We start from the raw sequence: 22,131 nt of genomic DNA, 5'->3' as shown, positions 1-22,131 counted from the left end.
CCTTGGGCGGGTTTAATCCCTGTGGTAGGCCTTACCAAACCAGTTCGCCCCGGATAAATGCCTTAGCCTGAGAAGAGTCCGGGGTGTCAAAAAAGCGCTCGGCGGGGGTGTACTCTAGTACCTGTCCGCTGTACATAAACAGCACGTCATCCGCCAAGCGCTTGGCTTGATGCAGGTCGTGGGTCGTCATCACAATGCGCGTACCGTTTTGGTGGAACTCATTCACCGCGTCTTCCACGGCTTTGATAGCCGCTGGGTCGAGAGCCGAGGTGGGTTCATCCAAAAACAGCACGGCGGGTTTTAAAAGCCACGCTCGGGCCAGCGTTAGGCGCTGCTGCTCGCCGCCGGAAAGTACTCGCGCAGGGCGCTTGGCCAGGGCGGCTAAACCGAACTTCTCTAGCGCCTGCATAGCGAGTGGTTTGCGCTTTTGCCGGGGTACACCTTGCACCGCCAGGGCATAGGTGAGGTTGTCGATGGCCGAGCGGCGTAGTAATACCGGTCGCTGAAATACCATCGCCTGAACCGGGGCTGCGCCTCCCCAGCTTATTTGGCCGCCGCTGGGAGACAAAAGCCCGTGGGCCAAACGCATGAACAGGCTTTTGCCCGCCCCGTTAGGCCCCATAATAAGCGTGCGATGGCAGCCGGATAGCGTGAGCGTTGTGGGGGCTAACAAGCCGTGGCCACGATGCTCAAAATGTGCCCGCTCAAAGTGCAGGGCAGGCACTGCAGGCGAAGGCGTGCGACTGAATCGTGAGGGCGTTAACAGCGGTGCGTTCATCCTAGCCGCCTTTTTGCTGCTTCACTGACGGTGTGAGCTAACGCATTAATCAGCGTTACCAGGGTCAGCAGCACAATGCCTAATCCCAGCGCTAGGGGCAGGTTGCCCTTGCTGGTTTCCAGTACGATGCTAGTGGTCATCACACGGGTAACGCCATCAATATTGCCGCCGACAATCATTACTGCGCCCACTTCGGCGCTGGCACGCCCAAAACCCGCCAGTACCACCGTCAGCAGGCCAAAGCGGGCATCCCACAGCAGTGTGGGCATCATGCGCAGTTGGGTAAGCCCCAAGGAGCGTAATTGTTCGGCATACTCGTGATGTAGCGCTTCAACCTGCTGGCGGGTTAGCGCTGCGATAATGGGAAAGACCAAAATGACCTGCGCAATCACCATAGCGGTGGGGGTAAACAGCAGCCCGAACTGCCCTAGTGGCCCCGCGCGGGAGAGCAGCAGGTAAACACATAGCCCGGCTACCACTGGTGGTAATCCCATCAATGCATTGAGCAGCACGATGAGCGCGTTGCGGCCAGGGAAGCGCCATAACGCCAGCGCTGCGCCTACTGGTAGGGCTAAGGCGCTGGCGATAAGCACCGCAACAAGCGATACCTTGAGAGAGAGAAGCACAACCGCAAGCAAATGCTGATCCATTCCAAGAATCAGCATAAGCGCGGTATAAAAGGGATTATCACCGGCTGGCATGGCGTCCTGCATTATCGTATTTATTCATAAAGCGCATAGTGTACCGAAAATGGCGGCGATGCACGGTGGCATCATCGCGACGCCATCATAGGTGCTACGTTGTTGCTATGGCTAGGGTCGATTTTTTACCACTTGTACAACACGTTAACCGCGCAGTGGCTGGCTTGCTTCGGTCTCAGCGCTTGACGATTGTATAAGATGCGCCACACTGGAGAGGCGCTTTAGACGCAACCTCATCACGAAAAGGAGAGCATGATGAACCACTTAATACGCGTTAAACGTAGGGCTATGCTAGTCAGACGCGCTTATCCGCGACGTGGTAACGACTCATTGTGCAGCTATCTCGGTATGTCCGCTTAATGGCGTGGTACCACCAGTGGGCAAGCTTTGCGAAAAGACTTGCCCACGTTGTTGCCAAACCAATGAAGCGGGACAGTGGCCGCAGTGGGATGATGGTGCATCCTTATCGTGGTTACGGTTCTCAGCGGGAAATATTTGTTATGGGCCGAGTGTTCCGGCAGGCGGCACTCGGCCGCGCCATCCCAAGACGCGGCATACTGCGCGATACCGCTGATGTCGCGCGGCGGGTTTTTCGACGAGGCTTAGCCAATGCTAAGGTTGATATCCGGGTCGGGGAAAATGAACTCTGCCTGACCACCGACCGGGACGGCTACTTTGATGCCCATCTGCCGATCAGTACACCATTACCGGTTGATATTTCCTGGCACCGCGCCGATATATTGGTACATGCCGAAGGGCATCCGCCCATTCGTACCAGTGTTGAAGTGTATGTGCCGCCCTTAGAAGCAGACTTGCTGGTGATCAGCGATATTGACGATACGGTCATGTTTACCGGGGTAGCGGAAAAGCTCAAAATGCTTTACCGACTTTTTGTGCGCAAACCTCACCGCCGTACAGCGTTTCCAGGGGTCGCCTCGCTCTATCAAGCGCTTTATCGGGGGCAAACCGAAAAGGCTGAGCGGCCAATTCTTTATGTTTCCCGTGGCCCTTGGGCCATTTATGAAATGTTGGAAGCCTTCTTCCAAATAAACCGGATTCCAGTAGGCCCGATACTTTTTTTGCGAGAGTGGGGCATCTCCTGGCGCAAGCCTTGGCCGCGTCGAGCGGAAGCCCACAAGCGCGATCTAATTGATCGTATGCTAGCGCTGTATGACGACATGCCCTGCATTTTGATTGGTGACAGCGGCCAACATGATCCTGAGGTGTATACCGAAGTTGTCAAAGCCTATCCTGGCAGGATTAAAGCTATTTATATTCGGCGGGTCGATAAAGACCCAAAACGCGAAGCGGCCATACAGCGCCTGCGAGATGAATTGGCCCATGCGGAGTGTGAGTTGGTGCTGGCGGCGGATAGCATCTTGATTGCCGAGCACGCTCACGCCCAGGGTGATATTTCCGCCAGAGGGCTGCAGGCGGTCAAACGTGATGTTGAGGCGCACCAAAACGCCCCGGATTGAGCGATGAGTCCGTATCGGCGTATGCACTGCTGCAGCGAACGTGATAAAACTAAAAGCCTATAAACGGGTCATTTAGTTAGACCTTTCATCAGTGGTGCATATCATGTTCACGGCGTTTTTAGGCTCGGTGCTTTTATGTACATCGTATTAATTGTGCTGGCGCTGGCTATCTTTGTGCTGCCCAACCTGTGGGCGAAATGGGTGCTAAAGCGCCATACCCGTGGGCGTGACGATTACCCTGGCACCGGGGCGGAGCTAGCCGACCACCTATTACGCCGTTTAGGGGTAGAAGGCGTCAAAGTTGAGCGCACGGAGTATGGCGACCACTACGACCCCGAAACGCGGTGTGTGCGCCTTTCCCCCGACCACTACGATGGCCGCTCGCTGACTGCCGTCACCGTGGCTGCTCATGAAGTCGGGCATGCTATTCAGCATCATGAAGGTTACACGCCGTTGCTAGCGCGCAGCCGTTTAGTGCAAGTGGCGCAGAAAGCCGAAAAGTTAGGGGCTATTTTAATGATGGCGGCCCCTTTTCTGTTTGTGCTTACCCGGCTTCCAGGAGGGCTAGCGGTGGTGATCGCTATGGCGGTGATTAGCTTTGGCACCGCCGCACTCGTTCATCTCGTGACGCTACCCGTGGAGTTTGATGCCAGTTTTAACCGCGCACTGCCACTGCTCAAAGAGTACGTCCCACCTTACGACATGCCCGGCGCCCGCCACGTACTCACCGCTTGCGCGTTTACCTACGTGGCTGCATCGCTTGCCAGCGTGATGAACCTAGGCCGCTGGCTGGTGATTTTGAGGCGCTAGCTTATGTTTCAGCGGATAGCCCCGGCTTATTCGCTAAAATCACCGCTCTCCGTGGGGCGGGATAGCCTTCTATGGTGCGCGTACGGTCGTTAGGATCGAGAAAATCTGCCAGTGATTGATAGGTCATCCACTCGGTTGAGCGTTGCTCTTCAAGCGTTGTTACCGCTTCATCCACCACGCGCACGTTGGTAAATCCACACCGTTCTAGCCAGTGGCAAAGCGCTTTGGAGGAGGGCAGAAAATAAACGTTGGGCATTGCGGCGTAGCGCTCGCCGGGTACAAATACCGTTTGCTCATCGCCTTCCACCACCAACGTCTCTAATACCAGTTCGCCGCCGGGGGCTAGCGCATCTTTCAGCTGCTGCAAGTGCTCAAGGGGCGAGGGGCGGTGGTAGAGTACGCCCATGGAAAATACCGTATCGAAAAAGCCCAGTTTTTCCGGTACGTCTTCTATGCCCACCGGCAGAAACTGGGTGCGCCCGCCATCGGCATCGCCAATAAAATGGCGCACGGCCTGAAACTGCCAATAAAAACGCGGTGAAGGGTCAATAACTAGTACAAACGCGGCACCTTCACCGGCCATGCGCCAAGCGTGGTAGCCGCTGCCGCCGCCTACATCCAGTACCTTGCGGTACTTTAAGGGGGCGAGATGCGGGGCGACACGTTGCCACTTCCAGTCAGAGCGCCACTCGGTGTCGATATCAATACCACCAAGCCGAAAGGGGCCTTTACGCCAGGGGGCGAGCTTGCGCAACAGGTTAAAGCACTGGCGCTGCTGGCTATCCGTCAGGGCCACGTCGACCGTCAGCGTATCGCTGGTTAGGTCGACATGGCGCTCGTCTGGCAGAGCGGGCAGTTTAGCAACGGCTTTTTCCCAGGCCGAAAGGTCGCCGTGGCGCTGGCGGTCTAACCCATTGGCAAGCTGCTCGGGCAGCTTGGCTAGCCACGGGGTTAACGTGGCATCTTGCGCTGCTTGGTCTAAAAACGCTTGATAGAGCACGCGATGGTCGTCGGGCAGTAGCGGCACGTCACCCCTCCTTAAAGGCGATTAGTGAGGTGAAGTTCAGGTACTGAAACCACGTCATTGAGCGGGGAAAACCCGCCTGAGCCAAGCGGCCATGCAGGGCGTCTAAGGTATCAGGGATCAGTACGTTTTCCAGTGCGGTGCGTTTTTGGCTGATTTCCATATCGCTGTAGCCGTTGGCGCGTTTGAAGTCGTGGTAGCGCTCCACCCGCCAAGCGTTATCCCGCTCATCGGCATCGATGGTTTTTTCCGACAAAATCAGCACGCCGCCGGGTTCTAGTGCGTTGTAAAGCCGCTTCAGCAGCGCATCGCGGTCAGCAGGGGGCAGAAACTGCAGCGTAAAGTTGAGAATGATCATGCCGGAAGGCGCATACTCAAGGGTGCGTATGTCGGTCTCTTCCACCTGCATGGCGTGATCAGGGCACTCTTCTTGAAACGTTTGCTTGGCCCTAGCCGCCATGGCAGGTGAAAGGTCTACCCCGGTGTAGCGAAACGCATCGACAGGCAGCGCGCCAGCCAGCGCCAACCCCGATGCTCCCAGCGAGCAGCCCAGGTCATAGACATGGGCGCCATGGCGCAGATGGCGCTGAGCAATTAAGCTCAACATGCCAAGGATTTGCCCATAGCCGGGCACCGAACGGCGGATCATATCAGGGAAGCACGCGACTACCTGTTCGTCGAAGGAGAACCTTGCCACCTTATCAAGGGGTGTTGAAAAGATAGCGTCGCGGTAAGATGCATCACTCATGGGCTAGCCAGGTTTGTTAATGAGGCTGCGTAGTTTACGCGGCCTTGGTTAACCAGAACAGACCTGCCCATCATAGATTCCTGCCACATGGAATGACGCCACAGGAGAGGGCACATGGCATCAGCAACACGCGCAACCCCAGATACGCTACCGGCTTGGCAAACGCTGACGCAGCATGCTCAGTCGCTGCAACGCGTTCATTTGAAAAATCTATTTGGCGACGATGCCAGCCGCTGGACCAATTTTACGCGTCAAGTGGCGGGGCTTACCCTGGACCTTTCCAAACAGCGTTGGGACGACGATACCCTAGAGCACCTGTTAGCACTGGCCCATGAAGCAGGCGTGCCAGGTGCGATTGACGCCCTGTTGAGCGGTAAGCGGGTAAATGTCAGCGAAAATCGCCCAGCGCTGCACACCGCTCTTCGGCTACCTGCCGATGCCGTGCTCAATGTGGAAGGGCACAACGTGGTCAGCGATGTGCACGAGAGCCTGGCCCAGATGGAGCGCTTAGTGCAGCGGCTCCACGCGGGGCAGTGGCGCGGTGCTACCGGTAAGCCGATCCGGCATGTGGTGAACCTAGGGGTGGGCGGTTCGGATTTAGGGCCGCTGATGGTCACCCACGCCCTGGCGGATTATCGACCGAAGGATATTCACCCGGTAGAAGTGCATTTTGCGTCTACCATGGATGGCTCCCAACTGGCCGATTATTTAAGCCGCTTTAATCCAGAAACGACTATTTTTGTGCTCTCGTCGAAGTCGTTTACTACCATTGATACGCTTTCCAATGCCAACACAGCCCGAGACTGGCTGCTAGGGCGGCTTTCCAAGCATAGCGATGTGTTGGATGGCAGCCAGCAGACCCGCACCCATGCCAACCCCGTCAGCGCCGAGCTGGTCATTCGCCAGCACTTCATTGGGGTTTCCGCTAGCCCCGACAAAATGAGCGAGTGGGGGATTGCGCCAGATCACCAGCTGATGTTTTGGGAGTGGGTGGGAGGGCGCTACTCGCTATGGGGCACCATTGGCCTGCCCATTGCGCTGGTGGTTGGCATGGAAAACTTCCGCGAACTGCTGGCAGGTGCCCATGCGATGGATACCCATTTCCGCCATGCGCCGATGGAAGACAACCTGCCGGTGCTGTTGGGCTTGGCAGGTATTTGGAATGTCAATTTTCTGGATATTCGCGCTCATTCGATACTGCCTTACGATGGGCGGTTAGAGTATTTTGCGGCTTATCTTGAACAGCTGGAGATGGAATCTAACGGCAAGTCAGTCACCAGCCAGGGAAAGGCGGTGAATTACTCGACCTGCCCGGTACTGTGGGGGCAGCTTGGCCCCAACGCACAGCACGCTTTTTACCAGTTGCTTCACCAAGGCACTCAGCCGGTGGTGTGCGATTTTATTGCCCCGCTGAAACGCTACGATGAGGTGGAAGACCCGGACACACGCCGCCACTTGAAAGCTCAGCACCGGCTGGCCCTGGCGAATTGCTTTGCTCAGTCCCGGGTACTCATGCTGGGGGATGACGCCTTAGACGATGACGGCCCCCGCCCAGAGCATAAGCGCTATCGGGGCAATCAGCCCTCTTCTACGGTGCTGTTGGATAAGCTAACGCCATCTACCCTGGGAGCCTTAATCGCTCTATACGAGCACAAAGTCTTTGTGCAGGCGGTGATATGGGATATCAATCCGTTTGACCAGTGGGGGGTCGAGCTTGGCAAGCAAATTGCCACGGATACGCAAGCGATCATCGACGGCCAAAACGATATTTCCCGTATGGATGCCTCTAGCCGAGGGCTAATAGAGGCGTTTTGGGCTGCAGAGCAGGAGCACGGGAACCAGTAAGGGCGGTTTGCTGCCTCTGTCGCAGGGCATCGTTTACCCCGCGGCGTACAATAAGCATGGCTAGATATACAGCTTTTTGGTTTTCCGCTATCCTGTGCCCTTTTGTCAGCTGTCGCGGGCGGCGGCTGGCAGTGCTTTTTTTCAGGAACCGTTATTTTTCAGGAACCGACGCTACATGACCCAGTTTGATGCCTCCCAGTATGGCGCGAGCTCTATTGAAGTCCTGTCCGGTCTCGAGCCGGTGCGTAAGCGTCCCGGTATGTATACCGATACCTCGCGGCCCAACCATCTTGCTCAAGAAGTGATCGACAACAGTGTCGATGAGGCACTTGCCGGGCATGCAACGGCCATCAGCGTCATACTCCAGTCGGATGGCGCCATTGAAGTCCAAGACAACGGGCGTGGCATGCCCATCGACGTACACCCCGAGCACGGCGTGTCGGGCGTTGAGCTGATCTTTACCAAGCTGCACTCGGGGGGCAAGTTTTCCTCTTCTAGTTACCGCTTTTCTGGGGGGCTACACGGGGTGGGCGTGTCGGTAGTTAACGCCTTATCGCGCCGACTAGACGTTGAAGTTACCCGTAATGGCGCGCGTCACGCCATGGCATTTGAGTTTGGCGAAAAAGTCGAAGAGCTTCATGAAATTGGCAAGGCGGCAAAAAAAGCGACGGGCACGCTCGTTCGCTTCTGGCCTGATGAGAGCTACTTTGACAGCCCAAAACTTGCGCTCTCTAAGCTAAAGCATCTGCTGCGGGCAAAGGCAGTGTTATGCCCGGGGCTGGCTGTCACGTTAGTAGAACCTGACGGCACAAAAACCGAGTGGGCCTATGCTGATGGCCTGCGCGACTATCTTGCCGAAGCTACTGATGGTTACGACGTGCTGCCTAGAGCACCCTTTGTCGGCCATTTTATGGATGATGAGAACGGTGTGGATTGGGCAATTCAATGGCTACCCGAAGGCGGCGAAGCGCTGCTGGAGAGCTACGTTAACCTGATCCCAACGCCCCAAGGTGGCACCCACGTTAACGGCTTTCGCTCAGGCCTTTTAGATGCCCTGCGGGAGTTCTGTGAATACCGCAGCCTGTTGCCCCGAGGCATCAAGCTTACCGCCGATGATTTGTGGGACCGTGCGTCCTTTGTGCTCTCGGTGAAAATGCTCGACCCTCAGTTTGCAGGGCAGACCAAAGAGCGCCTCTCGTCGCGCACCATTGCAGGCTTTGTCTCTGGCGTAGTGAAAGACGCTTTTTCGCTGTGGCTAAACCACCATATCGAGCAGGCAGAGCAGTTAGCCGACATGGTGATTAGCGCTGCACAGCAGCGTCAGAAGAAATCCAAAAAAGTCGCCCGTAAAAAGGTCACGTCTGGCCCTGCGCTGCCTGGCAAACTCGCCGACTGCTCCGGCCAAGACCCCGCCCAAAGCGAGCTGTTTTTGGTTGAGGGTGACTCGGCGGGTGGCAGTGCCAAACAAGCGCGCAATCGTGAAACACAAGCCATTCTTCCGCTACGAGGGAAAATCCTGAATACCTGGGAAGTAGAGACCCACGATATTTACGGCTCCCAGGAAGTTCACGATATCGCCGTGGCGATTGGTGCTGACCCCGGCAGTGCGGATCTGGAGAAATTGCGTTACCACAAAGTATGCATTCTTGCGGATGCCGACTCTGACGGTTTGCACATTGCAACGCTGCTATGCGCGCTCTTTGTTCGCCACTTCCCGAGTCTGGTCGATGCAGGCCACGTTTATGTGGCGATGCCACCGCTTTACCGCATCGATTTAGGTAAAGAAGTGCACTACGCCCTGGATGAGAGTGAAAAAGCCGCCATTCTCAAGCAGCTGGCGAAAAAGCGAGGCACCCCCAATGTTCAGCGCTTTAAAGGCTTGGGTGAAATGAGCCCGCTACAGCTGCGCGAAACTACCATGGCCGTAGAAACCCGCCGTTTAGTTCAGCTCACCCTAGAAGAGGGCGACGGCACCATGGAAATGATGGATATGCTGCTGGCCAAAAAGCGCGCCGGTGACCGCAAAAAGTGGCTGGAAGATTACGGTAATCTCGCGGATGTCGAGGTGTAATTAGCAAGCAGACAAACGTTAACATTGCGTTGTTTGAGTCCTTTGCCGATCAGCCGATAGTTAAACAACAGGCCTTTATTAACAACGCGCAATGAGCGCTCGTCTAGGGGGAAACGCCTTTGTTTAACTCAATTTCTCGGCAGTTGACGTTGTCAGCCGTGGTACTCACGCTGCTGATGGGGGCAAGCATTTACGGGGTGATGGCATGGCGTGGGCAGCCTTTAGTCATGGAGGCCAGCCAATCCTTAATCGAGCGAACGGGTGACTCGATTGTGAATGCATTGAACGGCCAGCTTGCGCGAGTGGAGGGAAATACTTCAAGCCTTGCGGCGTTGGCGGAGTCGCTACCGCTGGATGAAGCGCTTTATCAACAAGCGCTGCCTAATGTGGTGGACGATAATAGCAATAGTACGATCGCCGGGGGCGGTATTTGGCCAGAACCTGGAGCCTTCGAACCTAGTGTCGATAAGTTTAGCTTTTTCTGGGCGCGCAATAGCCAGGGCGGGCTCGATTTTCTGGATGACTACAACGCGGCCAGCGCCGCGCCTTACCATGATGAAGCGTGGTACAGCAGCGCCCGCGATGCTGCGCCTGGGCAGTGTGTTTGGTCAGCTGCTTATCGTGACCCTGCCACTGGGGTCGCCATGGTGACCTGTAGTGTGCCGTACTATCGAGGTGACGCTTTTGCCGGGGTTGCCACGATTGATATGCAGTTAGACGGCGTGGCGGCGTTTCTATCAGCAAATGGCGATAGCACCGGTGGCTATGCGTTTGTACTAGATAGTGAACGCAATATTATTGATTTACCGGGTGTTGAGCCATCATCTGATGAGATGCAAAGCTTAGCCGGCGCCGCCGATAGCCAGCCTTGGCTCGATCCGGTGGTGGCGGCACTGGAAGAAGGTCATGCGCAAGCTAGCGTCGAGAGCGCCGGGGTATTGGCAAGCGCCGCTGAAGTGCGCTTGTTCGATATGCCCGCCACGGGCTGGACGTTAGGTCTAGTGACGCCAAGCGAGCGAGTGACCGCTTTGGCGCAAACGCTAACCCGAGATCTGCTGCTGTTTATTTTGCCGCTGCTGGCGCTGCTATTAGGTCTTGGCTGGTGGGGCGGTCGGGTTTTACTGGCACAAATTCGTAGTACAACATATCAGATTGACCAGCTTGGCCAAAACGATGGCGGGCGTGAACTCACCATTTATCGCGACGATGAGATTGGTGAACTGCGCCGCGCTGTTAATCGATACTCGGAGAAGCTGCAGCAGCTATTTGGTGACGTGCGCGGTGTCGCCGATGCTATTGCCAGCGAATCGTCTGAGATTGCAGCGGGTAATAATGAACTCTCTAGCCGAACAGAGCAGCAGGCTGCCTCGCTGCAAGAGACCTCCTCCACCATGGAGCAGATGGCCGCGACGGTGAAACGCAATGCGGATAACGCCCATGAGGCAGACCAGCGTGTGAAAGAGTCCGCTGCAAAAGTGAAGCGTGGTGGTGAGCAGGTGTCGCGGTTGGCGCAATCGATGGAGAGCATCAACGAGAGTTCGGTCGAAGTAGCTTCTATTGTTGAAGTGATCGAGAACATTGCGTTCCAAACCAATATTTTGGCACTCAATGCCTCCGTAGAGGCAGCGCGTGCTGGTGAGCATGGACGTGGCTTTGCCGTGGTGGCCAGCGAAGTGCGTGAGTTGGCATCCCGCAGTGCCGCTTCTGCGCGCAATATTAACGGCTTGATCAAGACCACGTCTGAACAAATTGCTACCGGCAGTGGCTATGCGGGAGAGGCTGAAGCGGCCATGAAAGAGATCGTCACAGCCATTGAGGAAGTCTCCGCGCGTATCAGTGAGATCAGTCAAGCTTCCAGCGAGCAAACCAATGGGATTGACGAAATTAACCGGGCGGTGACGCAGATGGATACGGTTACCCAGCAAAATGCCGGGCTGGTCAGTCAAGCCGCGGGGGCTGCGAATGAGCTTTCGTTGCAGGCGCAGCGCCTGAAAGGGTTGTTGGATGAGTTTCACGGCAGTGCACTGAGTGGTGCTAATACTCCAGCGTTACCGGTCAAAGAAAAGCCAAGCATGCATCTTACTTAGCGTGCCATGTTAAGTGGCCGCGAGTCCGCTTATTTAGCCGCCCCGCAAGGGGCGGTTTTGTTGTCAAGGTAGAGTATGATCGACATGGATATTCAGGTAGCGGAGGGCGACGTTGAGCGTCTTTCCCTGCGCGACTACACCGAAAAAGCGTACCTCGACTACTCGATGTACGTCATTCTAGACCGCGCGTTGCCCAATATTGGCGATGGCATGAAGCCTGTGCAGCGGCGGATTATTTACGCCATGCGCGAGCTGGCGCTGCATGCCAACGCCAAGTACAAAAAGTCGGCGCGTACCGTCGGTGATGTGCTGGGTAAGTTCCACCCCCACGGTGACAGCGCCTGTTACGAAGCCATGGTGCTGATGGCGCAGTCTTTTAGCTATCGTTACCCGCTGGTAGATGGTCAGGGGAACTGGGGTAGCCCAGATGATCCCAAGTCGTTCGCCGCCATGCGCTACACCGAGGCCAAACTTTCCAAGTTTGCTGAAGTACTCCTCAGCGAACTGGGCCAGGGCACCGTGGAGTGGGCGCCTAACTTCGACGGCACCATGCAGGAGCCGGTGGTGCTGCCAGCACGTCTACCCCATGTGCTGCTTAACGGTGGCACGGGGATTGCCGTGGGCATGGCAACGGATATACCGCCTCATAACGTGACGGAAGTCGTCGAAGCGACCTGCCATCTGCTGCGCAACCCCGAGGCCACGACTGCTGATTTAATGGCGTTCGTCCCTGCGCCGGATTTTCCGACAGATGCAGAAATTATCACGCCTCAAGCGGACCTGCGTAAGCTTTATGAGACTGGCCGAGGCTCAGTCAAATTACGCGCCCGCTATATTCGCGAAGAAGCCAATATTGTTATCACGTCGGTGCCGTATCAAGTGAGCGGTGCCAAAGTGCTGGAGCAAATTGCCGCGCAAATGCAGGCGAAGAAGCTGCCTATGGTGGCCGACCTGCGCGATGAATCGACCCACGAAGAGCCCACTCGCTTAGTCATTGAACCGCGTTCAAGCCGCGTTGATGTTGAATCGCTAATGGCGCACCTGTTTGCCACCACGGATCTGGAAAAGAACGTGCGGGTGAACATGAACGTGATTGGCCTGGATGGCCGGCCCCGCGTCATGCCGCTTCCCGATATGCTGGGCGAGTGGCTGCGCTTTCGCCGCGCAACGGTGCGCCGCCGCCTGGAGCACCGTTTGGGCAAGGTAGAAGACCGCCTGCATATTTTGGAGGGTCTGCTAACGGCCTACCTGAATATCGACGAAGTGATTCGTATCATTCGTGAAGAGGACGAGCCAAAGCCTGCTCTGATGAGCGCGTTTGGTCTCACTGAGCGTCAGGCCGAAGCCATCCTTGAACTGCGGTTGCGTCATCTTGCCAAGCTGGAAGAGATGAAGATTCGCGGCGAGCAGGGTGAGTTAGAGAAAGAGCGCAAAACCCTGCAAGGGCTGCTGGGCAGTGAAGCCAAGCTCACTACGCTGATCGAAAAAGAGATCCGCGCCGCCGGTAAAGAGCATGGCGATGAGCGCCGCTCGCCGCTGGTGGAGCGCAGCGAGGCGAAAGCGCTTTCTGAGGTCGAGCTTTTAGGCGCCGACCCAATAACCGTGGTGTTATCAGATAAAGGTTGGATTCGCGCCGCCAAAGGCCACGATATCGACCCTGAAGGGCTCTCCTATAAAGCAGGGGATAGTTTCCGTCTCGCGGCCCGGGGTAAAACTAACCAGCCGCTGGTGCTGCTGGACGAGACAGGGCGCGCTTATACGCTGGCGGCACATAATTTGCCCAGCGCCCGTGGGCAAGGTGAACCGGTGACTGGCCGCGTGAATGTGGCGGCGGGGGCGCAAATGGCGGGGTTAATGTTGGCACCGCCCACCCAGCGTTATCTTTTGGCCAGCGATGGTGGCTATGGCTTCGTGGCTCAGCTTGAGGCGCTCACCGGCAAAAACAAAGCAGGTAAGGCCGTACTGAGCGTGCCGAAAGGCTGCAGCGTGATGCCCCCGATTGAAGTCCCGGCAGGCGAAGCGCTTTGGGTCGCCTCGGTCTCTAATGAAGGCCGCCTGCTGCTGTTTCCGCTAGATCAACTGCCGGAGATGGCCAAAGGCAAAGGCAACAAGATGCTCGATATTCCTGGCCCCCGTGCTGCACGGCGCGAGGAGTTTGTACGCGATATTACCGTTGTGGCGGATAATAAAGAGCTGATTATCCATGCGGGCAAGCGCAAATTGACGCTGAAAGCAGACGATCTCGCGTATTATCGCGGTGAGCGCGGCAGGCGGGGCAGCAAGCTGCCGCGTGGTTTCCAAAAAGTTGATCGTTTAGAAGCTGGAGAGTAACGGATGGCACGCGGGAATATTCTGGTCACACTGTTAGCGCCGCGCCTAACGGCCGCGATAGAGTCAGCGGTGACGGCGTTTATAGCGCAGTTTGGCCTGCAGGAAGAGCGTCGCCAATCGTTGGCAGAGACGGCTCACGGCAGCGCTATGGATTGCTTAGCGCTTCATTTATGCGGTGCGCCCGAGACGCTAACGGCATTGCGCCAGGCGGCGCTGGCGCTGAGTGCCGCGCACGGAGTAGATCTTGTGGTGCAGCCCTCCCGAGACGCGGCCACGCCGCGTTTGGTCTGCTTCGATATGGACTCCACATTGATTAAAGCGGAAGTGATCGATGAGCTGGCACGCCGTCATGGAGTGGGCCAAGAAGTGGCGGAAGTCACTGAGCGTGCCATGCGCGGCGAACTGGATTTTAAAGCTAGCTTTCGCGAACGCATGAGCAAACTGGAAGGCTTGGAAGAGTCAGTGCTGGCCAGCATTGCCGCTGAGCTGCCGCTGATGGATGGCGTTGAGCGCTTAATGGCGAACTTGAAACGCTTGGGCTATCGAACGGTGATTCTATCGGGCGGCTTCACCTACTTTGCCCGCTACCTGCAGGAGCGGCTTGGATTTGACGAAATTCATGCCAATGAACTGGTTATTGAGGATGGTAAAGTCACCGGTGCGGTACAGGAGCCGATCGTCGATGCTGAGCGTAAAGCAGCACTGTTAACGCACATTGCTGAACGGGAAGGGGTGCCATTGGCGCAAACGGTCGCCGTCGGTGATGGTGCAAACGACTTAAAAATGCTGGCGACTGCGGGCCTTGGCGTAGCATTTCGCGCTAAACCATTGGTGCGTGCTGAAGCGCGTCAAGCAATCTCGGTGGCAGGGCTGGACGGTGTGCTTTACCTACTAGGCTATAGCGACGCGGATCTACTCTAAGACGACGCGATGTCAACCTAAAACGGCGGTGCTGATAAGCACCGCCGTTTAGCTAATGGGCTATTCGTCGGTTAGCTATCCGTTGTCTGGGTGCTCATGCCATACTCGGTGCGCAGCGACTCAAGCCGAGCGGACTCGCTATCGGTTAGCGGTGGTGCATTCCACAGCGGCTTGCCGTCAGCGTCGTTGACCCCACTTAGCGTCAGTGACAGCTCGACCCCGGTAGGAATTTGCTCGTTGCCCCAAGGGCCAAACCGATTGGGAGCGAGGCTCCACGTGTCGGTTTCTCCTGGCGCTAAGCCGCCGGAAATCACGTAGTAGAAGGTTTCATCTACCCAGGTGATGTCGCGCTCCGGGCTTTCCAATAAACCGTGCAGCATCAGTTCTGAAACAGCTTGCTCAGAGCGGTTAGTCACCGTTAGCTCGATTACCGGTTCCAGCGCGCCATAAGGGCTTGTGCTGAGATAGTAACGGGCGCTATCAATGCTGACTTGTGCTAGGTTTTCCTGCGCGCGCTGGGCGCTGGCCTGTTTGACTTCTAAGCGGTTAAGCGTTTGTAGCGCCTGCTCCCGCTCCCGGGCGCGACGTTGGCGCAGCATTTCATCGGCGCGCTCGATGATTTCGTCACCGGTGAGCCCATGCATATAGGCATTGGCTGATTCGGCAATTTCCGCTGCGTTCATGCGCTGGGGGTTAAAGAGGTCGATATCGCTAAACGAAGACATGGCAATAATTTTTAGTGCGGTATCAAACTCATCGCGCTTGTAAGTTGGCAGCGAATCGCGGACTTTTTCAACAGAGACAACCGCTGCGGGCATCGAGCTTGTGTCTATTTTGGGGTCTGAACAACCCGCGATCACTAGCAGTGTTAGCGATAGGGCAGGCAGCCTAAGCAGGCTCCACATATACTCACCTCAAACTAGGCCGTTAAACCGGGAGGAGCTTACCGTAAAGTCATATCGACCACTAGCCGATACGCTCAAATCAAAACGCATCAGCCCCTGTGGATCGGTAAATAGTTTGGTATAAAGTGTGCCGATTACACCCTTAGAGACGCCTTGTTCCATGAGTGAACCCTTCAATACCTGGCAAGCCCGCTTTGAAAAGTTGCGTTCTAACAAGCTTTTTGAAGGGCTGGTAATTTCCATTATCGTTATCTCCGCGCTAGTGATTGGCGCGAAAACTTACGAAGAAACCTCCCGTATAGAGCAGTGGTTGCTCTATCTTGATGTAGCGGTCACGGTATTCTTCCTGGTCGAAATTTTGATCAGAATGGCGGCGGAGCGCAACTTAGTCAGCTTCTTTAAGAAGGGCTGGAACGTTTTCGACTTCTTGATCGTCACCGCCAGCCTAATTCCTATGGATGATTCAGAGATGGTGCTGTTAGCGCGGCTGCTGCGGATTTTCCGCGTGCTGCGTCTGGTTTCGATGATTCCTGAACTACAGATGCTGCTTAGTGCCTTAGTGAAGTCGATTCCACGGATGGGCTACGTCGTATTATTGATGTTTATCATCTTCTACATCTATGGCGCCATCGGCAGTTTTCTGTTTCACAATGTGGACGAAGGCCTTTGGGGGAATATTTCCCTGGCCATGCTAACGCTGTTTCAAGTGGCGACGTTTGAGAGTTGGGCCACTGCCGTGCTGTATCCGACGATGGAGGTTTACCCCTACGCTTGGATCTATTTTTTAACCTTTATCTTTTTGAACGCGTTCATCTTTCTCAATATGATGATTGGTATTGTGCTGGACGTTATGCAGAAAGAGAGTGCGATACTCGATTTGGATAATGAAGAGGGCGATGTTGCCCAGATGCAAGGCCTACGCAACGACGTACGCGATTTACGCGCCCAGCTTGATCGCATGGAGTCGGCGCTAGCGGAGCGGAATACGCCTTCTTCCTATCGTCCTTCGGATTCCCCTACAACAGATTAACGACTGGAGCGCCGCTATGATGCTATCCGACCCTTCTAAAAAGTATCGCCCCTTCGTGGCCGTGGACCTGCCCGATCGTCAGTGGCCAAGCCAGCGTATTGAAACGCCGCCGATCTGGTGCAGTGTTGACTTGCGGGACGGCAACCAGTCGCTGATTGACCCCATGGACCATGAGCGCAAGCAGCGCCTGTTCGACATGCTGTTGAAGATCGGCTTTAAAGAGATCGAGGTGGGTTTTCCCTCCGCCTCGCAAACGGATTTTGACTTTGTCCGCACATTAATCGAGCAAGATAAAATCCCCGAGGACGTGACCATTCAAGTGCTGACCCAAGCGCGTCCGCACCTGATTGAGCGCACCTTTGAAGCATTGAAAGGCGCCAAAAACGCCATTGTTCACGTCTATAATGCCACCGATCCTATGTTTCGCCGGGTGGTGTTCAATGTGGATAAAACCGAGTGCATCCAAATCGCCGTGGATGCCACCGCGCAAATTCGTGATTTGATGGCGGCCAACCCGCAAACCCACTGGACCTTCCAGTACTCTCCCGAGCTATTTACCACCACCGAGATGGACTTCGCGGTCGAGATCGTCGAAGCGGTGATGGACACCTTTGGCCCCAGCGTCGACAACAGAATGATCGTCAACCTGCCGGCCACGGTGGAGGTGGCGACACCCAATAACTATGCCGATCAGATTGAGTGGTTCTGCCGCCATGTGAAAAAGCGCGATACCCTGATCGTTAGCGTCCACCCCCATAACGACCGGGGTACGGGTGTCGCGGCGGCCGAACTTACGCTGATGGCAGGTGCGGATCGCGTGGAAGGCACGCTGTTTGGCAACGGCGAACGAACCGGCAACGTGGATATCGTTACGCTGGCGATGAACATGTATACCCAGGGTGTTCACCCAGCGCTCGACTTCTCCAATATTACCCCGATCATGCGCGAGGCGGAGTACTGCAATCAGCTGCCCGTTCATCCGCGCCACCCCTATGTCGGCGATTTAGTCTTTACCGCGTTCTCAGGCTCCCACCAAGATGCTATTAAAAAGGGCATGGCCGACCGTCGCGCGCACCCAGAAGCGCCGTGGGATGTTCCCTATTTGCCCATTGACCCGCTGGACGTTGGCCGCAGCTACGAGGCGGTCATCCGTGTGAACAGCCAGTCAGGCAAGGGCGGCATCTCTTATCTGTTAGAGCAGGAGCACGGTATCGAGCTGCCGCGCAGGCTCTCCATCGAATTCAGCCAAGTGGTGCAGGAGGTGGCCGACCGCACGGGTAAAGAGATCACCTCCCAAATGATCTACCAAGCCTTTGCCGACGAATATCTTGAGCAGCGCTCACCGCTGGCGCTGGTGAACCACCGCCTCTCTTCTGAACCGGATAGCCCCAAGGTGGTGCTAGAGGCCATGGTGGAGAGCAGCGGTCAGCGGCAAACGCTGACCGGTGAAGGCAATGGCCCGCTGGCGGCCTTTATCAAAGCGCTCGCGGCGAGCGGTCAGGATGTCGAAATTATCGACTACCACGAGCACTCTCGCGGCCAAGGGGCGGATGCCGAGGCCATTGCTTACGTGGAAGTGCGCATTGATGGCAACGCCGTGTTTGGCGTAGGCACCGATGAAAGTATCACCAGCGCCTCCATGAAAGGCGTGCTGAGCGCCATCAACCGCCACCATTCGGCTCAGCCTGCGGCGGCGAATGTGACGGCAGAGTCGTTGGGGTAAAGCACGTTTTTAAGCTGATGTGCAGGAGGCGCTTTGGCCTCCTCGTGCGTGTTAAAGGGGCGTCTTACTGTTTTTACCGGGCACCTCTCTGACGAGCCGCGGCATTAAGAAGCCGGGTAGATGCGCTAGTAGCTCATTCACAAGTGTTTTTGCCTCTGCATCGGACACATCAAAGTGGGCAGCCCCTTTGACGGGGTCAAATACATGCAGGTAATAGGGCAGCACGCCTGCTTCAAATAACCGCTCAGAGAGAGCTGCAAGGGCGGGCACGCTGTCGTTAATGCCGCGCAGTAGAACGCTTTGGTTTAGCAGCGTGACGCCTGCCTGCTTTAAGCGCGTGCAGGCATCCACCACGGCCTGGTCAATTTCATTGGCGTGGTTGATGTGTAGGACAACGACTTTTTGTAAGCGGGTGCTGCTTAGCCAGTCAAGCAGGGCCTCATCCACACGATCAGGAATGACCACGGGCAAGCGGGTGTGAATGCGCAGCCGTTTTAGGTGAGGAATGCTCTCTAGCTGTTCGACTAGCCAAGCAAGCTGCCGATCGCTGGCAGCAAGTGGATCGCCACCGGAGAGGATCGCCTCGTGAATAGAGGTGTCGGCACGCAGATAGTCCAGCGCTTCTTGCCATTGGGTACGAGAAGGCGAGTTTTCGCTGTAGGGGAAGTGGCGGCGAAAGCAGTAGCGACAGTTGATCGCGCAGGCAGGGCTGGCGATCAGTAGCACGCGATTAGCGTACTTATGGATCAGCCCTTTAATAGGGCGGTGGTCGGCCTCTTCCAACGGGTCCGTCACGTACCCAGGCGTTACGTCTGTTTCATCTCCGGTAGGGAGAACTTGAAGCAGCAGAGGGTCGTTAGGATCATTAGGCACAATACGCGCCAAATACGCTTCAGGAACGCAGATCTCAAACAGCTGATGCCCGGCGTGTGCGCCCGAAAGCCACGCTTGGCCCAAGCCTAGGCGTTCACACAGGGCAGCGGGATCGCGAATAGCGTGTGAAAGCTGCCGCTGCCAGGCGCTGGGAGACTGGGCAGCGGCCTGATTAGCAGCGATAATGATGTTCTCCTGCAAAAAGCCCTCCTTCGGGTTATCATGCGCGCACTGATTAAGACCGATATAGCGAAGCATGTCTTCGCGCGTTACGCGACTGAAATAAATATTGAGAGGCATTATGGCGAACTATTCTACCAATGAATTCAAAGGCGGTTTGAAAGTAATGGTCGACGGCGACCCTTGCTCAATTGTTGAGAATGAGCTGGTAAAGCCGGGTAAGGGCCAGGCGTTTAACCGCGTTAAGCTGCGTAACCTGATGACCGGCCGTGTGGGTGAAAAGACGTTCAAATCAGGTGATTCGTTGGAAGGCGCTGACGTCATGGATTTGGAAATGGAGTACCTCTACACCGATGGTGATATGTGGCACTTCATGAAGACCGATGGCTCCTTTGAGCAGTACGCCGTAGAGAAGAAAGCGTTGGGCGATACGGTAAAGTGGCTTAAAGAGCAGGTGCCGTACACCATTACGCTGTGGAATGATAAAGCGATTTCCGTTACGCCGCCCAATTTTATCGAGTTGGAAGTGGTGGAAACGGATCCCGGCCTAAAAGGTGATACCGCGCAGGGCGGGTCTAAGCCGGCTACGCTCTCTTCCGGCGCAGTGGTTCGCGTGCCGCTGTTTATCAATCAGGGTGAAGTGCTGAAAGTCGACACCCGTTCCGGTGAGTACGTATCACGCGCTTAAGGGTGCGCTGAAAGCCGTAAGCTGTTCATAAAGCCACGCGCCACTCACGCGTGGCTTTATGCTGTAAGGGAGAAAAGAATGACGGCTAATTGGCAGCCGACCGCAACGATGGAAACGCTGCGCGCGCGTGCACGCTTGATGGCGACGGTGCGCAGTTTTTTTGCAGCACGGGATATATGGGAAGTAGAGACGCCAGTGCTTGGCCAGGGAGGCAGCACCGATGTGCATCTCGTATCGCTATCTACGCTTGCTCGCACCGATAAAGGCCAGCGCAAACTGTGGCTGCAAACATCGCCCGAGTTTCATATGAAGCGACTGCTGGCTGCTAATAGTGGACCGATTTTTCAGCTGGCAAAAAGCTTTCGTGATGGGGAAGTAGGGGCGCGGCACAACATTGAGTTCACCATGCTGGAGTGGTACCGCCCCGGTTTCACGCTGGCACAGCTGATCGAAGAAACGACGGCGCTGGTGACGCACGTGTTGCCTCAGTCACCAGGCCCTGTGGTGCATTACCGGTACCGTGAACTCTTTCATCGCCACTTGGCGGTGGACCCGTTCACCACATCGCTGGACACTCTGCGAACGCTAGCAGCACAGCGGGGTAATATGTCGGCTCATGCATTGGCCGATGAAGGCCGTGATACCTGCCTGGACTTGCTGATGGGGATAGTGATTGAGCCGACTCTAGGCCAGCAGGAACTTAGCGTGGTGATGGATTACCCGGCTAGCCAAGCGGCGTTAGCCCGGCGCCATCAGGATGCCGACGGCGAGTGGGTAGCCTCACGTTTCGAGCTATATCTCAACGGCGTTGAGCTGGCCAATGGCTACGATGAGCTGACCGATGCCGAGGAGCAGCGCCAGCGCTTTGACGCGGATAATGCCCAGCGCCGCCGCTTGGGGTTGCCGGAAGTAGAGGTGGATACGCAGTTATTGGCGGCCCTAGAACAGGGATTACCCGCCTCTTCTGGCGTAGCGCTGGGGTTAGACCGGCTTATCCAGCAGGCGCTGGGAAAGACGCGCCTGGAAGAGGTCTTGGCGTTTTCAACCGCCAACTGCTGACTAACGCCAACAGCTAGCGGCCTATCATCTCAGGGCGCTGGGGCACCGAGGGTCTGGCCCATTTGCACGTTTGCCCCCAGCGAGTGGTTGTCAAACGTCACGGGCCTGGCGAAGCACATCACCACGGTGGAGCCGAGCTTAAAACGGCCCATCTCCGCGCCTTTCTCCAGCACGATCGGCTGCCCGAAGCGCATGCGCTGAGGGTGGCCTGATAGTGGCGTGACCTGTCCCGACCAGACGGTTTCAATCGCTGCCACAATCATCGCGCCGACCAACACCATCGCCATGGGGCCGTGTTCCGTATCGAAGATACATACCAAACGTTCATTGCGAGCAAACAAGCCCGGCACGTAGTTGGCGGTGGCTTGGTTGACCGAAAAGAGCCGCCCCGGCACATAAATCATTTCCCGCAGCGTACCGGTCACCGGCATATGCACGCGGTGGTAGTCGCGAGGTGAGAGGTAGACCGTCGCAAAACTGCCGTCTAGAAACTCGTCGGCCAGGGTTTTATCACCCCCCAGCAAGGTTTCGGCAGAATAAGTGTGGCCTTTTGCCTGCACCAGTTTGCCTGCCGTGGTGAGGCGACCATACTGGGAGAGCGTACCATCGGCAGGGCTAAGTACTCCTTCACCCAGTGGGCGAGCATCCGCTTTCAGTGCGCGGGTAAAAAAGTCGTTGAATGTGGCGTAGGTGGTGAGGTCTGGCTCCAGCGCCTGGCTCATATCCACCTTGAATCGCTTGATAAACGCTTTAATCAGGGTGTCTTTTACCCAGGGGTTGTCGCACTGGGCAAATTTACCCGTCAGGCGCGACAGCGTGTGCTGAGGCAGCGGGTATTGAAGTAGTGAAAAAGCTTTTTGGGAAAGGGTCACAGTAATT

General features: G+C 56.2%; 18 protein-coding genes. 11 read left to right on the top strand and 7 right to left on the bottom strand.

Annotated elements, in window-relative coordinates:
- Window positions 1–31: 31 nt before the first annotated feature.
- Both LG301_RS10000 and LG301_RS09995 read right to left on the bottom strand, forming a co-directional pair.
- Window positions 32–778 (bottom strand): ATP-binding cassette domain-containing protein, encoded by a 747-nt coding sequence (locus LG301_RS10000; protein WP_404471010.1) that lies wholly within the window; start codon window positions 776–778, stop codon window positions 32–34.
- On the bottom strand, window positions 775–1,479 hold the full coding sequence (locus LG301_RS09995) for an ABC transporter permease (protein WP_404471009.1): 705 nt from the start codon (window positions 1,477–1,479) through the stop codon (window positions 775–777). The genes LG301_RS10000 and LG301_RS09995 overlap by 4 nt, the downstream gene beginning before the upstream one ends.
- A 359-nt stretch (window positions 1,480–1,838) precedes the next feature.
- Here LG301_RS09995 and LG301_RS09990 point away from each other — a divergent pair, with 359 nt between their 5' ends.
- Both LG301_RS09990 and LG301_RS09985 read left to right on the top strand, forming a co-directional pair.
- A complete protein-coding gene (locus tag LG301_RS09990; RefSeq protein WP_404475231.1) occupies window positions 1,839–2,957 on the top strand; it encodes an App1 family protein in 1,119 nt (372 codons plus the stop codon).
- 135 nt (window positions 2,958–3,092) lie between these two features.
- Entirely contained in the window at window positions 3,093–3,767 is a 675-nt protein-coding gene (locus LG301_RS09985) for a zinc metallopeptidase (RefSeq protein WP_404471008.1), read from the top strand.
- Between the two features lies 1 nt (window position 3,768).
- Here LG301_RS09985 and cmoB read toward each other — a convergent pair whose 3' ends face one another.
- Together cmoB and cmoA are read right to left on the bottom strand one after the other, a co-directional pair.
- A complete protein-coding gene (cmoB, locus tag LG301_RS09980) occupies window positions 3,769–4,794 on the bottom strand; it encodes a tRNA 5-methoxyuridine(34)/uridine 5-oxyacetic acid(34) synthase CmoB (RefSeq protein ID WP_404471007.1) in 1,026 nt (341 codons plus the stop codon).
- 1 nt (window position 4,795) lies between these two features.
- Window positions 4,796–5,539, bottom strand: a complete 744-nt coding sequence (gene cmoA, locus LG301_RS09975) for a carboxy-S-adenosyl-L-methionine synthase CmoA (RefSeq protein WP_404471006.1) — start codon at window positions 5,537–5,539, stop codon at window positions 4,796–4,798.
- 114 nt (window positions 5,540–5,653) lie between these two features.
- Here cmoA and pgi point away from each other — a divergent pair, with 114 nt between their 5' ends.
- The 5 genes from pgi to serB all read left to right on the top strand — a co-directional run bounded on the left by pgi (window position 5,654) and on the right by serB (window position 14,794).
- Window positions 5,654–7,384, top strand: a complete 1,731-nt coding sequence (pgi, locus tag LG301_RS09970) for a glucose-6-phosphate isomerase (protein WP_404471005.1) — start codon at window positions 5,654–5,656, stop codon at window positions 7,382–7,384.
- A gap of 175 nt (window positions 7,385–7,559) precedes the next feature.
- Window positions 7,560–9,455 (top strand): DNA topoisomerase IV subunit B, encoded by a 1,896-nt coding sequence (gene parE, locus LG301_RS09965; protein ID WP_404471004.1) that lies wholly within the window; start codon window positions 7,560–7,562, stop codon window positions 9,453–9,455.
- A gap of 119 nt (window positions 9,456–9,574) precedes the next feature.
- The gene (locus LG301_RS09960; RefSeq protein WP_404471003.1) at window positions 9,575–11,542 is read left to right on the top strand and encodes a methyl-accepting chemotaxis protein; all 1,968 of its coding nucleotides are present in this window, start codon (window positions 9,575–9,577) and stop codon (window positions 11,540–11,542) included.
- Between the two features lie 75 nt (window positions 11,543–11,617).
- Window positions 11,618–13,873 (top strand): DNA topoisomerase IV subunit A, encoded by a 2,256-nt coding sequence (parC, locus tag LG301_RS09955; RefSeq protein WP_404471002.1) that lies wholly within the window; start codon window positions 11,618–11,620, stop codon window positions 13,871–13,873.
- Window positions 13,874–13,876: 3 nt separating this feature from the next.
- Entirely contained in the window at window positions 13,877–14,794 is a 918-nt protein-coding gene (serB, locus tag LG301_RS09950; protein ID WP_404471001.1) for a phosphoserine phosphatase SerB, read from the top strand.
- Between the two features lie 71 nt (window positions 14,795–14,865).
- Here the strand turns inward: serB and LG301_RS09945 are convergent, their stop codons facing one another.
- On the bottom strand, window positions 14,866–15,699 hold the full coding sequence (locus LG301_RS09945) for a DUF6694 family lipoprotein (protein ID WP_404471000.1): 834 nt from the start codon (window positions 15,697–15,699) through the stop codon (window positions 14,866–14,868).
- Window positions 15,700–15,859: 160 nt separating this feature from the next.
- On the opposite strand from LG301_RS09945, the gene LG301_RS09940 reads away from it, so the two are divergent.
- Window positions 15,860–16,729, top strand: coding sequence for an ion transporter (locus tag LG301_RS09940; protein WP_404470999.1), 870 nt, complete (start codon window positions 15,860–15,862; stop codon window positions 16,727–16,729).
- Window positions 16,730–16,745: 16 nt separating this feature from the next.
- Window positions 16,746–18,452: a 2-isopropylmalate synthase gene (leuA, locus tag LG301_RS09935; RefSeq protein WP_404470998.1), complete on the top strand. Its 1,707-nt coding sequence runs from the start codon at window positions 16,746–16,748 to the stop codon at window positions 18,450–18,452.
- 51 nt (window positions 18,453–18,503) lie between these two features.
- On the opposite strand, the gene epmB is transcribed toward leuA, so the two are convergent.
- Window positions 18,504–19,526: an EF-P beta-lysylation protein EpmB gene (gene epmB / locus LG301_RS09930; RefSeq protein ID WP_404475229.1), complete on the bottom strand. Its 1,023-nt coding sequence runs from the start codon at window positions 19,524–19,526 to the stop codon at window positions 18,504–18,506.
- A 100-nt stretch (window positions 19,527–19,626) separates the two neighbouring features.
- Here epmB and efp point away from each other — a divergent pair, with 100 nt between their 5' ends.
- A complete protein-coding gene (gene efp, locus LG301_RS09925; RefSeq protein WP_404470997.1) occupies window positions 19,627–20,193 on the top strand; it encodes an elongation factor P in 567 nt (188 codons plus the stop codon).
- 78 nt (window positions 20,194–20,271) lie between these two features.
- Window positions 20,272–21,252, top strand: a complete 981-nt coding sequence (gene epmA / locus LG301_RS09920; protein ID WP_404470996.1) for an EF-P lysine aminoacylase EpmA — start codon at window positions 20,272–20,274, stop codon at window positions 21,250–21,252.
- Between the two features lie 29 nt (window positions 21,253–21,281).
- Here the strand turns inward: epmA and asd are convergent, their stop codons facing one another.
- Window positions 21,282–22,124 (bottom strand): archaetidylserine decarboxylase, encoded by an 843-nt coding sequence (gene asd / locus LG301_RS09915; RefSeq protein ID WP_404470995.1) that lies wholly within the window; start codon window positions 22,122–22,124, stop codon window positions 21,282–21,284.
- Window positions 22,125–22,131 lie beyond the last annotated feature (7 nt).

The sequence above is a fragment of the Vreelandella venusta genome (assembly GCF_044809155.1).
Classification (GTDB): domain Bacteria; phylum Pseudomonadota; class Gammaproteobacteria; order Pseudomonadales; family Halomonadaceae; genus Vreelandella; species Vreelandella venusta_B.
Note: the sequence above shows the minus strand (reverse complement) of the source record. Positions and strands in the feature narration are given on the sequence as shown.

Excerpts from the sequence above, each read along its gene's own strand:
- leuA (WP_404470998.1), top strand. The coding sequence starts at position 16,746 with ATGATGCTATCCGACCCTTCTAAAAAGTATCGCCCCTTCGTGGCCGTG.
- parC (WP_404471002.1), top strand. The coding sequence starts at position 11,618 with ATGATCGACATGGATATTCAGGTAGCGGAGGGCGACGTTGAGCGTCTT.
- epmA (WP_404470996.1), top strand. The coding sequence starts at position 20,272 with ATGACGGCTAATTGGCAGCCGACCGCAACGATGGAAACGCTGCGCGCG.
- LG301_RS09985 (WP_404471008.1), top strand. The coding sequence starts at position 3,093 with ATGTACATCGTATTAATTGTGCTGGCGCTGGCTATCTTTGTGCTGCCC.
- LG301_RS09990 (WP_404475231.1), top strand. The coding sequence starts at position 1,839 with ATGGCGTGGTACCACCAGTGGGCAAGCTTTGCGAAAAGACTTGCCCAC.
- serB (WP_404471001.1), top strand. The coding sequence starts at position 13,877 with ATGGCACGCGGGAATATTCTGGTCACACTGTTAGCGCCGCGCCTAACG.
- LG301_RS09945 (WP_404471000.1), bottom strand. The coding sequence starts at position 15,699 with ATGTGGAGCCTGCTTAGGCTGCCTGCCCTATCGCTAACACTGCTAGTG.
- LG301_RS10000 (WP_404471010.1), bottom strand. The coding sequence starts at position 778 with ATGAACGCACCGCTGTTAACGCCCTCACGATTCAGTCGCACGCCTTCG.
- LG301_RS09940 (WP_404470999.1), top strand. The coding sequence starts at position 15,860 with ATGAGTGAACCCTTCAATACCTGGCAAGCCCGCTTTGAAAAGTTGCGT.
- efp (WP_404470997.1), top strand. The coding sequence starts at position 19,627 with ATGGCGAACTATTCTACCAATGAATTCAAAGGCGGTTTGAAAGTAATG.
- cmoA (WP_404471006.1), bottom strand. The coding sequence starts at position 5,539 with ATGAGTGATGCATCTTACCGCGACGCTATCTTTTCAACACCCCTTGAT.
- LG301_RS09995 (WP_404471009.1), bottom strand. The coding sequence starts at position 1,479 with ATGCCAGCCGGTGATAATCCCTTTTATACCGCGCTTATGCTGATTCTT.
- parE (WP_404471004.1), top strand. The coding sequence starts at position 7,560 with ATGACCCAGTTTGATGCCTCCCAGTATGGCGCGAGCTCTATTGAAGTC.
- pgi (WP_404471005.1), top strand. The coding sequence starts at position 5,654 with ATGGCATCAGCAACACGCGCAACCCCAGATACGCTACCGGCTTGGCAA.